Genomic DNA, 13,612 nt, shown 5'->3' with positions numbered 1-13,612 from the left:
CGCCTGCTGCATTACTCGATCACACCGAGATTGAGACCGGCGATTTTCTGCAGCGCAGCTTCGCCGGACACGGTGCTGTTACGGAAAATGCCGCGATTGATACCGACGAGGCCGCCGAAGGTCTGGTTCGGCCGTCCGTCGACGCGCCCGCTTGCTTCACCGCGCTCGACGAGCCCGGCGTTCAGGCCCACCAGACCACCGAGCGTCGCGCAGTAGGCGGCGCCGACCGTCCCCCATGCCGATACGTCGCGCATCGTGCCGAGGTTTTCGCCTGCGAACCCGCCGATCGTGCTCGACTGGCCGCCCATCACCTTGCCAGCTGCCGACGCGACGTCGATCGTGCCGAACCGCCTGTTGGCGCCCGCGAATCCGCCCACCGACGCACTCGTGCCGGCCACCACGTCGCCGCTCGCGTTCACACCAACCAATTCGGCATCGTTGTTGCCGACGAAGCCGCCCGTCTTGCTGTAGCTGCCGCCCATCGTCTTGCCGCGTGCGACCGAGTCGACAATCCGGCCGCCGAGATGACTGCCGACGAAACCACCGTTCGCACCCTGGCCGCCCGTTACCGCGCCGTGCGCTTCCGCCATGTCGATGGACGCGTTGTCGCCGAGGTTGATGCCGACGAAACCGCCCGTCGAACCTGCCGACTGGCTCGACACGGCGCCCAGCGCCTTGCCGTCGGCCACCTTGCTCTGATTCAGCCCGACGAAGCCGCCGACTGCCTGCGCGTATCGGCCGTCCACGGCACCGCTCGCGCTCGAACCGGTGATCGTGCCGGTATTGTTTCCGGCAAACCCGCCTGCCGTGCCGCTCGAGCCGCCCGTCACGCGCCCCAGCGCCGTTCCGTCGACGATCGTGCCGAACAGGTTCGAACCCACGAACCCGCCGACGTTCGCGCTGGCGACATACGCGCCCGATGTGGTGCCACGGCTCGTCGAGCGCAGAATTTCACCGCGCCGATTCACGCCGACGAGACCGCCGACCGACGCGCCGCCGGAAACGGTCGCGTTGGACTCGCTGTCCGACACGATGCCGGCACGCTGTTCCAGTCGGTTCTCGCCGACCAGCCCGCCGACGGCATCCGACATGCCGTTGCCCGTTACCGATCCCGAAAACTGCGCGTGGGAAAGCTCGCCGCTATTGATGCCGACGAGACCGCCCAGCACGTTGCTGCGGCTGGCGCCGGCACTCATCTGCATGCCCGTCGCCGTCACGTTCGAGATCTTGCCGGCGTTTTCGCCCACCAGCCCGCCGATCGCGACCGGACCGACGCCCGAGGCTGCGCTGACACGCAGCGACTTCAGGTTGAGGTTGGCGATCGTGCCGGTGTTGCGGCCGAACAGCCCGGCATAGGCATCGCTGCTCGCGATGGCGAGATTGCTGATCGTGTTGCCGAGGCCGTCGAACACGCCGGCGAACGGCGTGCCCGAACCGATCGTCTTGAGCGACGAGCCGTAATAATACGAACCGGCGATATCGTTGCCGAGCACATACAGCGCGTCGAGATTCGCGTTGACGGCCTGCAACTGCTGCAGATTCTGGATCACGGTATAGCGATAGCCGTTCGACTCGAAACCGGCACCGGCCCCCGACAGCGTCACGGCCGCACCGCCCGCGAGGGCGTGCGCGACGCCGTAATCGAGCGTCAGCAGCGCGTTGGTGCCGGTCAGCGCGATCGGCGCCGCGATCTGCACGTTGTTCTTCGCGGCAATGGCCATGCTCGCATTCGCACCGGTCGCACGCAGCGCGCCGTTGATCGACACGTCGCCTTGCCGGCCGGCGAGCGTCAAGCGATTGCCGCTGGCCCAGGTCACCGGGCCGTCGACCGACAGTTGGCCGCGTTCGGCGATCAGCTCGACATCGGTGGTCGCGAGATTGCGCGACAGCGTATCGGCCACGATCGCACCCGGCTGGTTCGCGCCTGCCTTGACCGACATATCCGACGTTGCGATGCGCCAGGTGCCGCCGCGTCCGTTGCTCGCGCGCGTGTCGACCCTCGCGCCAAGCGCGACCTTCAGGTCGGCACCGCGGGTTTCGACCGTGCCGCCGTCGCCCGGCGTCGACGCGCTCGCGTTCATCACGCCCGCGACGTTGACGGTGCCGGCGTCGTAGCCGTCCAGCGAAATCCGGCCCGCGACGTTTCTGAGCGTGCGCGCCTCGATGGTGCCCTGGTTGTTGACCACCGTGCGCAGCAGCGTATCGGCGGCCTTCGCGCTCATCAGCACTTGGCCGCCGTCGGCCTTCAGCAACTGCTCGTTGCTGACGAGCGCATCGACGATACCTCGGTCGATCTGCACGTTGAGCAGCTTGCTGCCGTCGAAGTTCAGCGTGGCGTCGCTCCCCGCGCCCAGCGCGACAGTGCCCATCTGCGCCTGGATGACCCCGTTGTTGAAGACTTTCGCGCCGAGCAGCGCGATCGCGCCGCCTTCGCTCGCCACGAGATTGCCGAAGTTGCGCACTTCGGTGGGAGACTGGCCGGAAAACCGGTAGCGGCCTGCGTCGAAGTCGTCGTTCTTGATATCCAGCGTCGTCGCCACCAGGCCGCCGACATTGACCTGTGCGCCCTTGCCGAACAGAATGCCGTTCGGATTGACGAGGAACACGCGGCCGTTCGCATCGAGATTGCCGTAGATTGTGGTGCCGTCCTGGCCGACGACCCGGTTCAGCGCGATTGACGCCGCGGACGGCTGGTTGAACTTGACGCGCTCGCCTTTGCCGATGTTGAACGCTTGCCAGTCCGTCACGAGCTTGTCGCTATGCTGGTTGATCGACATCTGCCGCCCGTTGTCGTAGCGATGGATGTCGCCGTTCCCGGACACGATCTTCTCGCCTGTCGGCAGCGCATACGCCGACGTCGCCGCGCCGCCGGCGAGCAGCGCCAGCACCGCGACGACGCGCGCGCGCGTCGCCGACTTGCCGCGCCGGCGCACCCGTTCGCCGGCGACCTGCCACGCGCCTTGCGCGTCATTCCATACCAAAGAATAGGTCTTGTTCACGTTCGTTTTTCCTTGTTGTGGTTGAATCCCTGCCGATGCCCACGGCAGGACGGGTACTACAAGCTTTCACGCGCCGCCCGTTATGGCGGCGCGAGCCGCGCGCGGTATTCGTGCGCGGCGCCGCTGTCGTCGACGGCGTCGAACACGATCTCGCCCGGCCCCGCCCCGGCCTGTGTGCCGACCGGGATCTCGACACGGCCGAACGGCGCGATATCCATTACCGTGTGCGCCGGCATCGCGCCCTTGCCGTTCAGCAACACACGCGTGAGCGTCACGTAGTACGGCGTGGGATTGAGCGCGACGAGCGACGCCGGCGACGCCGCCGCGTTCGCGCCGGCGTGCGACCATGCAAGCCGGTTCGGCGCCTCGTCCGGGTCGCCGTCGAGACCGGGCGGCCGAACCAGCAGCTTCATTCGCAGCCGGTACGCGATACGCAGCGCGTGCTCGCCCGCCGGTGCGGCCGGCGGTACTTCGAGCAGGTTGATCCAGAAACAGGACTCTCGATCCGCGGCAAGGCCGCCGCCCAGGGACTGCACACGGATCGTCAGCGGCTGCCCCGGATCGAGCCGCGCGAGCGGCGGCGAGACGACGAACGGCACACGCAGGCGACCCGGATCGGCGTTCGCATCGCCATCGTCGAGCCACGCCTGCACGAGGATCGGTGCGTCTCCGTCGTTGCGCGTGAAGATGGTCAGTGCGCGCGCGTCGCCCGGATAAACGAAGCGCGTGCCGACCACGGATAACGCTGCGTCGCACCGCATCGTGCCGATGCTCGCAACGCAGCCGAGCACGGCCGCACACACGACCCGCACAACGACGGGGCGATGGCGCCAGCGGGGCCGCAGCGTGTGGATGACGGCGTCGAAACGGGATGTCGATCGATGCATGGGGCTAGCGCTCGCCAATACGATCGGCCGCCGATGCCACCGGCGTCGGCACTACCGTCGTCGCGCGGCAGACGCCGCTCAGCGTCACGTAGCCGGTTCCCGCACGCTGCGCGGCCGGCACCGCGTAATCGATCACGCATTGCTGATCGGCGCGCGTGCCCCATTCGACGCGAATCTGGCCGTCTTCCGCGGGACTGCGCACGAACAGCCGGCTACCCTGCCCGACCACGCCGAGCGCCGCACCGGTATGCGCGTCGAGCGCGCGCGCGGCGAACGGCAGCGGCCGACCGTCGTCAGTTTGCGCGTCGATCAGCAGCGCGCGCGCCTTCACCGTGTCGTAGGACAGCATGACGATCGAACCGGAGCGCGGCGCCACGCTGTGCGACACGGTCTTCAGTTCGACGTCTTCCGGCACGTCCTTCGGGTCGATGTCGACCTTGTTGAGCTGATACGGAATCAGGCTCGGCACGATCGCGTAACCGAAGCGGTCGACGCGTGCCGTGGTGTTTGCCACCAATGCGCCGCGCGCGTTCGGCGCATGCACGACGCCGATGGTCTCGCTCAACGTGGGCGCCGGTGTCAGGCCGCCCGGGTGCAGCACCAGGCCGCCCGTTGCGTTCGCCGACGCCTGCTGATAATCGCGCCCGATGCCGACATTCGCCGACAGCGACACGGCCGGCCGCTGATAGCCGACGCCGAAACTGCCCGACGACGCGCGATTGCTGCCGTCGTAGCTCGACGACAACGAATACGATCCGCCGTTTTGCTGGCCGAAACGGCCCGCGAGGCCGGCCGTCGCGCTCGTACCGGTGCTGCTGTCATGCGTGACGAACGAGCTGAAGATCGGTGCGCGCCGCGTATTGCGACCCAGCGGAATCGACACGTTCAGGCTCACGAGCGTGCTGCCCGACGTACCGCCGAACGACCGGTCCATCACGGACAGATTGCGCACGCGCTGCACCGACGCGGTGATCGTGGCGTCGCGCCACTGCGTGTTGTAGCCGAGCGTGAAGCTGAGCGTCTGCCCGCGCCCCGCCCAGTAGCTGAGCGCCGATCCGTTCGCGTAGACGCTGCCCGTGCGCCCGACCTGCTGACTCACGTTGAGGTCGACGCGATTGCGCACGCGCGCGATCGATGCCAGACCCGCGCCGGTGTTGCTCTGGGCATTCAGCAGCAGCGCGTCGCGCAGGCCGAGATAGCCTTTGGTCGAGTAGCGATAAGCGAGCAGCGAAAAGTTCGTGCCGCTGTTCGGCAGGTTCTTGCTGTACGACACGCGCACGCTGGAGCCGGTCATGCGCTCGCTGCCTTGCGGCTGGGTGCGCGCGACCGTGACGTCCGCCGCGAAACCGCCGATCGCCGTATTGAGCGCGACGCCCGTCAGCACCGACTGGTAGCGGTTCGCGAACGCGGCGCCGCCGTAGGCCGTCACCGCGTTGCTGATGCCTCGCCGCACCGTGAACTGGCCGACGTACTGCGTGCCGATGTCGGTGCCGCCGCCGAGTTCGATCGCCTGCCCGGCCATCGCGCTGAACCGCGTGCTGCCCGGCCGCAACAGTTGGACCGTCGTCGCGAACGGAACCACGAAGCTGCGCGTTTCGCCGTTGGCCTCGGTCACCGTCACGTCGAGGTCGCCGCCGTAGCTCATCGCCTGCAGGTTGTCGATCGTGAACGGCCCCGGTGCGACGGTCGTCTCGTGAACGAGATAGCCGCGCTGGTAGATCGACACCTTGGCATTCGACTGCGCGACGCCCCGCACGACCGGCGCATAGTCCCGCTGTTCGTCGGGCAGCATCCGGTCATCGCTGGAGATTTGTACACCGCGGAACGACACACCGTCGAACAGCGTGCCGTTGGTCGAGCTTTCGCCGGCCAGCAACTGTGCGCGCCAGTCGGGCAGATCGGTTTGTGCGTATACATAGCCGCGCTGATAGCGGGTGCCGCTGCGCTGTGACCACGTGAGGTTGCCGTTGTGCCGAATTCGGAACCGCCCGGCGCTCGCGGCCATCGACAACCCGGTGTAGAGCTGCGAGAACGCGTAGCCGCTGGAACGCGTGTTGAACACGCTGGCGCTGTAGTTCAGCCACGCGGCAGGCACGCCGTTCGTCCAGTTCGAAGGATCGACGTAGGTGCTCCGGCTGGCGAGCCGCATATAGAACTGCGGCGCCGTCAGATACAGTTTCTGCTCGGCCGCATCGAACGACAACGCGGCACCGGGCACGTAGCGCGACAGCGCATCGCAGATCGTGCCGTCGGGCATCGGGTTCAGCGGCTGGTCGCCATCCTGGCCGCGCGCGCTCCGGTCGAGGTCGACGCCGACCCGCTGCAGCAGTGCCTTGTCGTAGCAAGGCATCACGTCGCCGCGCGCATCGGGGCGGAACGTGATGTCCTCCACGCCACGCCACAGTCCGTTGACGATCAGATCGACCCGATGCACGCCTGCCGGGACCGTATTCGGGCGCTCGAAAGGCGTCGTATCGATCGGCTCGCTGTCCGGGCCGTGCATCAGCATCGAATCGTCGAAGCGCGTCGCGCCCGCCGCGGGGTCGGCCGGCGCCGTACCCGCGGCCGCGCGACGCTCGTCCTCCTGCGCCGCCGTGTCGATCGTGTCCGCGATGGCGTCCGTACCCGACACCATCGCGACCGTCGCGAACACGGATACGACCGCCAGCAGACACGGCCGCTGCGGCAACCGGGGTGCAAGCCCCGTCGCGCATGAAGATTGGAAACCTGCTGAACTGCGCATGTGGATTCAATTAGTTCGTATACCGAATTGATAAAGGGAATCCGGCATACTGGATGGTGCCTTCCGGATGCGTTGCGTGGATCGACTGCTCAGTCGGTCAGTTTTTTCGTTATCGTGGTGCGGCCGCCGTAATCGTCGATGAGCATGTAACGTACGGCCGTCGGGCGATGCGACGGCACGGCGGCGCCTCGCAACGGAAAACGCTGCGACGCGAACGGCGCGACCATCCCACCACCGGCTGACACGAACGTGCCGCCGAAGCCGCCTTCGACCATCCCGAACGAAACGTAATACGGCGTCGGGTTGGAGACCTCGAGCGACATCTGCCGTTCGCCCGCATGCGACGTATCGGTCGACGCCTTCCACACCAGTTTGTCCGGTGCCATATCGACGTCGTTTGCCAATGACGAAGGCCGATAAAACAGCTTGATACGGGTTCGGAACGCGAAACGCAGCTGATTGTCCGCATCGGGACGCACCGTTGGAACCTCCAGCACATTCAGCCAGAACACCGATTCACGGTCGGCCGGCAACTTCGCCTGCATGTTGGTGATGCGCAGCACCGCACTGCGGCCCGCCTCGACGCGCGCCAGCGTCGGCGTGACGACGAATGGCGTGCGCATCTGCTCGGGCGGAACGTCGGCGCGGCCGTCGTCGATCCAGCTTTGCGCGAGCACCGGATCGGAACCGGAGTTTTCCATACGGACCGTGACGTCGCGCGAGCGCTCGGGAAAAATCACCCGCGTACCGTCCAGCAAAAGCGCCGCCTGCGCCAGCGTGGCGCAGGCGGCCCACGCCATGACACCGGCCACGACTTGTAAATAAGGATGACGAATTGACAAGGTCATGACATGGAACAGGTAATGCGCCGATCAGTGGTACGCAAGCAGATAGCGGATGAACGAGTTACCCGAACCGGTCTTGATCGCATCCGGTGCGGCCGTCGACACATACGACGCCGTATAGCTGAGCGTTGCGACGTTGTTCTGGACGGTCGCGACCTGTGCTTCGGTGATGTTCTGCGGCTTGCCGAGCATGATCTTGCCGGCCTTGCCGTTGCCCGCATCGCTGATCTGGATCTCGACGCCTTCCGCCGGTTTCGTGCCGATGAGCTTCAGGTTGCCCGTGGCGGGGTTGATGTTCACCGACACCGGATCGAATTCGATCACGACCTTCGTGTTGTTGGTACAACCGGTATTGCCGCCGATGGCCAGATTGAACGCGACAGGCGTCGACGTCGCCCCGATCTTGTCGAACGTGCCCGGGCTGATGCGATCGCCGAGCTGCACCTCTTTCCGGTTGCCGGGGCCGGGCGCTTCGCCATTGATGTTGCAGGTGACGTCGGAGATGCTGCCGTAGAAATCGAGCTGGCCATCGAACGCGTGCGAAACCGACGGCACCATGGCGACACTCGCGACACCCGCTGCAACGCAACCCCGAAGCAGATTCATTTTCATCGTTGGATTCCTCTAAAAATGGACGATTTTTCTCGGAAGAGACGATCGGCGCACGGGTATTCAGCCTTCCACCGCTTGCCGGCACCGCCGATCGGATCGCCTTATTCCGGAAGACTGGATGACTTCAACCGAAATATGACGACCGCAGTCATTCTATTTATTTGGATGACTTTCCGATATCGGACGAGTAAGAAATATCGGAATCCTCGTCCGTTCGGATAAATCCTAATCACGGAACCGGCTCGATATCAGCCAACCGGCATAGTTTCGGCCATCTGCGCAGATCGAGCGGAATGCGTGCACTGCCGCCGAATAGCCTTCCCGGGCAGCACCGAAACATGGCTCGACTCCATTATTTTTTGCAGTCACCCCGAATCGTTAAAAAATATTCACACTCGCCAAAAATGCCAGAAATTCTTTATATCAAAATTAAAGCAATCAGTAGCGTACTATTAATGAATATAGAGAAAGGGACAAATCGCATGGTCGGGCGCAATGCGTACCAGGCATTCTTTGATGACTTAACGGCGCAAACGTAAATTGGCAATGGGAATTGGCACGCCTTCCCGACTCGCGGTTGCAAATCCGCATCTTGGACCGGTTATATCGACACCCGCACTATTACGGACGTGTCCCATGCGCGTCGTCAAGCCGAGAGCCGGCCAGGCTTCGTCGCTCCTCGCCCGGCAGTGGGCGCAGCACACAAAAAAACGCCCGCTGCAAGCAGCGGGCGCGAATCCCAGTCAAGGAGGTGTCACACGAACTACGGGTTCAGAGTAAGGAAATCGCCCGCAACAGGCAACGAATCGATTTCCATATCGATATGACGGCGTACGCTCATGCCCGCGCCTGTCCAGGCTCCGGCACCGGATCCCGACCGCGCGTCGCCCCGGCAGAATCGCGCGCACCAACGAAAACGTCCCGCCGCTGGCGGGACGTTCGTCACGATGCACATGCGCGCACGGCGCAAGCGATCACGGCTCGTGACGCAGGTACCCTTCCTTGCTCGGATCGCGCATCCGCCACGACACGATCAGCGAGATCGCGCACAGCACGGTCACGTACCAGTAGAAGGTTTCCTCGCTGCCGATCGACTTGAACCACAGCGCGACGTACTCGGCCGAGCCGCCGAAGATCGCGTTCGCCACCGCATACGACAGGCCGACGCCCATCGCGCGCACTTCCGGCGGGAACATCTCGGCCTTGATGAGGCCGCTGATCGACGTGTAGAAACTGACGATCGCCAGCGCGACCGTCACCAGCACGAAGGCGGCCACCGGGCTCGTCACGTCCTTCAGCGCATGCATCAGCGGCACCGTGCCGATCACCGCGAACGAGCCGAACAGGATCATCGACGTGCGGCGGCCGATCTTGTCCGACAGCGCGCCGAACACCGGCTGCATCAGCATGTAGACGAGCAGCGCGACGGTCATCACGTTGCTGGCCGTCTTCGCGTGCATGCCGGCCGTGTTCACGAGGTACTTCTGCATGTACGTCGTGAACGTGTAGAAGATCAGCGAGCCGCCGGCCGTGAAGCCGACCACCGTGAAGAACGCGCCCTTGTGCTGCCACACGCCGCGGATCGTGCCCGCGTCCTTCTTGTCGCGCGACGCGCTCGTCGACGTCTCGTCGAGCGACTTGCGCAGGTACAGCGAAATCAGCGCGGCCGCCGCGCCGACCACGAACGGAATGCGCCAGCCCCATGCCTTCAGCTCGCCGGCCGACAGCGTCTGCTGCAGGATCACGAGCACCAGCAGCGCGCACAGCTGGCCGCCGATCAGCGTCACGTACTGGAACGACGCGAAGAAGCCGCGCCGGCCCTTGAGCGCCACTTCACTCATGTAGGTCGCGCTCGTCCCGTACTCGCCGCCCACCGACAGGCCCTGGAACAGCCGTGCGACCAGCAGCAGCGCCGGCGCGAGCGCGCCGATCTGCGCATAGGTCGGCAGCACCGCGATCACGAGCGAGCCGCCGCACATCATCAGCACCGAGATCATCATCGCCGCGCGCCGGCCATGACGGTCGGCGATGCGGCCGAACAGCCAGCCGCCGATCGGACGCATCAGGAAGCCGGCCGCGAACACGCCGGCCGTGTTCAGCAGCTGCGTCGTCGTGTTGCCGCTCGGGAAGAACGCCGGTGCGAAGTACAGCGCGCAGAACGAATAGATGTAGAAGTCGAACCACTCGACGAGGTTGCCCGATGAGGCGCCGACGATGGCGAACACGCGCCGCCGGGTGTCATGCGCGGACAGCGCAGCTTGGTCGGTCTGGACGTCCATGGGTTGGTCTGTTCCTTTTAGTGCTTTCTGGGCGAGACGGCCGGGGCCGCCGCGTGCGGTCGCGCGTGGCACCGGTTCCGGCGCACGGCGCTACGGGATTTTAGCGAAATGTAAAGTAACAGGCTTTGCGGGTTCGTCCGGATGTAGAAAATTTTTCTCCCGTCACCCGTTCGTCATATGAAAACGCCAGCCGGCAGGCTGGCGTCTGATGCAAACATGTTCGACCCGCGACGATCACACGCGTACCTCCGGCGGCACGTAGCGGCACTCGTAGCGCTTGCGCACGGTGCCGGCCTCGTCGACGCTTTCCAGGTACACGTCGAACTGCCAGAGCCGCGCCATGTGCTTGAGCACTTCGTCGCTGTCGTTCGACAGGTGGCGGTTGTCGGTCATGAAGTGGCGCAGCGTGAGGCTGCGGTCGCCGCGCGTGTTGACGGCCCATACCTGGATATTCGGCTCGCGGTGATGGATGTCGTACTGCCGCGACAACGCCTGCCGCACGTACTGATAGCCGGAATCGTCGTGGATCGCCGATACCTCGAGCGAATCGCGCATGTCGTCGTCGAGCACCGAGAACAGCCGCATCTCGCGGATCAGGTTCGGCGACAGGTACTGCGCGATGAAGCTCTCGTCCTTGAAGTTGCGCATCGCGTAGTGCATCGCCGGCAGCCACGGCGTGCCCGCGATCTCCGGAAACCACTTGTAGTCCTCTTCCGTCGGCGCTTCGCAGATCCGGCGAATGTCGCTCATCATCGAGAAGCCGAGCGCATACGGGTTGATCCCGCTGTAGTACGGCTTCGTGACGGGCGGCTGGTAGACCACGTTGCTGTGCGAGTGCAGGAACTCCATCATGAAGCCGTCTTCCAGCTTCCCCTGGTTGTACAGCGTATTGAGCAGCGTGTAGTGCCAGAACGTCGCCCAGCCTTCGTTCATCACCTGCGTCTGCCGCTGCGGATAGAAATACTGGCCGATCTTGCGCACGATGCGGATCACCTCCCGCTCCCACGGTTCGAGCAGCGGCGCATTCTTCTCCGCGAAATACAGCAGGTTCTCCTGCGGCTCGGGCGGATAGCGGTCTTCCTGCTCCTCCGTCAGCTCGGGCTTCTTGCCCGGCAGCGTGCGCCACAGTTCGTTGACCTGCGATTGCAGGTACGCCTCGCGCTCGCGCCGCAGCGCCGCTTCCTTCGACAGCGACGGCTTCTGCGGCCGCTTGTAGCGGTCGACGCCGTAGTTCATCAGCGCATGGCACGAGTCGAGCAGTTCCTCGACGCGATCGAGGCCGTAGCGCTCCTCGCATTCCGCGACGTAATTCTTCGCGTACACGAGATAGTCGATGATCGCGTGCGCGTCCGTCCACAGCCTGAACAGGTAGTTGCCCTTGAAGAACGAATTGTGCCCGTACGCCGCGTGCGCGATGACGAGCGCCTGCATCGTCATCGTGTTCTCTTCCATCAGATACGCGATGCACGGGTTCGAATTGATGACGATTTCGTACGCCAGGCCCATCTGCCCGCGGCGGTAGCTCTTCTCGGTCGCGAGGAAGTGCTTGCCGAACGACCAGTGACGGTAGTTGACGGGCATCCCGACCGACGCATACGCGTCCATCATCTGCTCGGCGCTGATCAGTTCGAGCTGGATCGGGTAGATGTCGAGCTCGTATTGTTCGGCAACCTGCGAGATGTGCGTGTCGTATTCCTCGAGCAATTCGAACGTCCAGTCGGACGGGCACGGCAGCGGCTTGCGTTCGGCAACGTTCATACGCGCTTCCTTTTGCCCGGAACCGGGCAAGTCGGCGGCCGGCGGCGGCTCGGCCTGCCCGGGTTGCTGCGATGCGGCAGGGCCGGCCGTGTCGTCGCCGGAAGGGCGCGGCTCGTAGCCGCGCGACTCGTTGTGCAGATGGCGGCTCGTCATGACATTTCCACCTGCTTTTCGAACAATTCGCGAAACACCGGGTAAATGTCCGCAGCCGATTCCACTTTTTTCATCGCGAGATGCGGTTGCGACAGGGCCAGTTGCGCGTATTCCAGCCACAGGTTCTGCTCTTCCGGCGCGACCTGGATATACGCGAAGTAACGCGTCTTGGTGAGGATATCCTCTTCCAGGATTTTGCGACACTTGGGCGAATCGTCAGTCCAGTTGTCGCCGTCGGACGCCTGCGCGCCGTAGATGTTCCACTCGGTCGGCGAGTAGCGCTCGTCCATTACCTTACGCATCAGTTCGAGCGCGCTCGACACCACCGTGCCGCCGCTTTCGGTCGAATGGAAGAAGGTGTCCTCGTCGACCTCCTCGGCGCGCGTATGGTGGCGGATGAACACCACTTCGATGCGCTCGTAGTTGCGCTTGAGGAACAGGTAAAGCAGGATGAAGAAGCGCTTTGCAAGATCCTTGCGCTGTTCGTCCATCGAGCCCGACACGTCCATCAGGCAGAACATCACGGCCTGGCTCGACGGCTGCGGCTGCTTCACGCGGTTGATGTAGCGCAGGTCGAAAGGGTCGATGAACGGAATCCGCCAGATGCGCCCTTTCAGGTGATGGATCTCGGCTTCGAGCGTCGCGATTTCCGCGCGGCGGTCTTCGGGGTCGCTCTTCAGCGCTTCGAGCTGCGCCTCGAGCTCGCGCAACTCGTTGACGAGCGGCGAGCCGAGCGCGATGCGCCGGCCGAGCGCGCTGCGCAGCGAACGCACGACGTCGATGTTGTTCGGCGTGCCTTCCGCCGACCAGCCCGCGCGCACGTTCTTCCAGCTCGGCACCGTCAGCAGGTGCGTCTTCACGAGGCGCGGCAGTTCGAGATCGTCGAAGAAGTACTGCATGAACTCGTCGCGCGACAGCTCGAACACGAAGTCGTCCTGCCCTTCGCCCTCGTTGCTCGCCTGACTGCCGCCGCCCCCCGAGCCGCCTTGCGGACGCGGGATCTTGTCGCCGCGCACGTAGTCCTCGTTGCCGGGGTGCACGTATTCACGACGCCCGCCCGGCGCGTGCCGGAAATTCGGCTCCGCGATGTCCTTGCGCGGGATCGTGATGCTCTGCGTGCTCTGGATATCCTTGATGCTACGGTCGCGCACCGCGTCGGACACGGCGCGACGAATGTAGTTCTTGACGCGACGCAGGAAGCGTTCGCGATTGGCGATGCTCTTGTTCTTGCCGGCCAGCCTGCGGTCGATGATTTGATGAAGCACTCCCGGTCTCCCGCTCGAAAGTCGATCTGCCGGGGCACTCGCCGCGCATGCCGTCTGCCGTCATGCGGGTG

The 13,612-nt window shown here is 64.7% G+C and carries 8 protein-coding genes; all 8 read right to left on the bottom strand.

Annotated features, from left to right (window positions below):
• Positions 1 to 11: 11 nt before the first annotated feature.
• Positions 12 to 2,999 (bottom strand): GLUG motif-containing protein, encoded by a 2,988-nt coding sequence (locus tag LGN10_RS10930; RefSeq protein ID WP_226223260.1) that lies wholly within the window; start codon positions 2,997 to 2,999, stop codon positions 12 to 14.
• 80 nt (positions 3,000 to 3,079) lie between these two features.
• Positions 3,080 to 3,886, bottom strand: coding sequence for a molecular chaperone (locus LGN10_RS10925; protein WP_226223258.1), 807 nt, complete (start codon positions 3,884 to 3,886; stop codon positions 3,080 to 3,082).
• Positions 3,887 to 3,890: 4 nt separating this feature from the next.
• On the bottom strand, positions 3,891 to 6,539 hold the full coding sequence (locus LGN10_RS10920; RefSeq protein ID WP_226223256.1) for a fimbria/pilus outer membrane usher protein: 2,649 nt from the start codon (positions 6,537 to 6,539) through the stop codon (positions 3,891 to 3,893).
• A 179-nt stretch (positions 6,540 to 6,718) separates the two neighbouring features.
• Positions 6,719 to 7,477 (bottom strand): molecular chaperone, encoded by a 759-nt coding sequence (locus LGN10_RS10915; RefSeq protein WP_226223253.1) that lies wholly within the window; start codon positions 7,475 to 7,477, stop codon positions 6,719 to 6,721.
• Positions 7,478 to 7,501: 24 nt separating this feature from the next.
• Positions 7,502 to 8,032: a fimbrial protein gene (locus LGN10_RS10910; protein ID WP_226223252.1), complete on the bottom strand. Its 531-nt coding sequence runs from the start codon at positions 8,030 to 8,032 to the stop codon at positions 7,502 to 7,504.
• A 1,028-nt stretch (positions 8,033 to 9,060) separates the two neighbouring features.
• Positions 9,061 to 10,365 carry an MFS family transporter gene (locus LGN10_RS10905; protein ID WP_059584128.1) on the bottom strand — a complete coding sequence of 435 codons (1,305 nt, stop codon included), beginning with the start codon at positions 10,363 to 10,365 and terminating at the stop codon, positions 9,061 to 9,063.
• Positions 10,366 to 10,599: 234 nt separating this feature from the next.
• A complete protein-coding gene (locus LGN10_RS10900) occupies positions 10,600 to 12,276 on the bottom strand; it encodes a SpoVR family protein (protein WP_059584130.1) in 1,677 nt (558 codons plus the stop codon).
• The gene (locus LGN10_RS10895; RefSeq protein WP_006476064.1) at positions 12,273 to 13,541 is read right to left on the bottom strand and encodes a YeaH/YhbH family protein; all 1,269 of its coding nucleotides are present in this window, start codon (positions 13,539 to 13,541) and stop codon (positions 12,273 to 12,275) included. The genes LGN10_RS10900 and LGN10_RS10895 overlap by 4 nt, the downstream gene beginning before the upstream one ends.
• Positions 13,542 to 13,612 lie beyond the last annotated feature (71 nt).

This window comes from Burkholderia sp. AU32262 (genome assembly GCF_020419985.1).
Taxonomy (GTDB): Bacteria; Pseudomonadota; Gammaproteobacteria; order Burkholderiales; family Burkholderiaceae; genus Burkholderia; species Burkholderia semiarida.
This window is presented reverse-complemented; position numbering and strand designations above follow the sequence as displayed.

Coding starts and splice junctions, on each gene's coding strand:
- LGN10_RS10925 (WP_226223258.1), bottom strand. CDS start 3,886: ATGCATCGATCGACATCCCGTTTCGACGCCGTCATCCACACGCTGCGG.
- LGN10_RS10915 (WP_226223253.1), bottom strand. CDS start 7,477: ATGACCTTGTCAATTCGTCATCCTTATTTACAAGTCGTGGCCGGTGTC.
- LGN10_RS10910 (WP_226223252.1), bottom strand. CDS start 8,032: ATGGTGCCGTCGGTTTCGCACGCGTTCGATGGCCAGCTCGATTTCTAC.
- LGN10_RS10905 (WP_059584128.1), bottom strand. CDS start 10,365: ATGGACGTCCAGACCGACCAAGCTGCGCTGTCCGCGCATGACACCCGG.
- LGN10_RS10900 (WP_059584130.1), bottom strand. CDS start 12,276: ATGACGAGCCGCCATCTGCACAACGAGTCGCGCGGCTACGAGCCGCGC.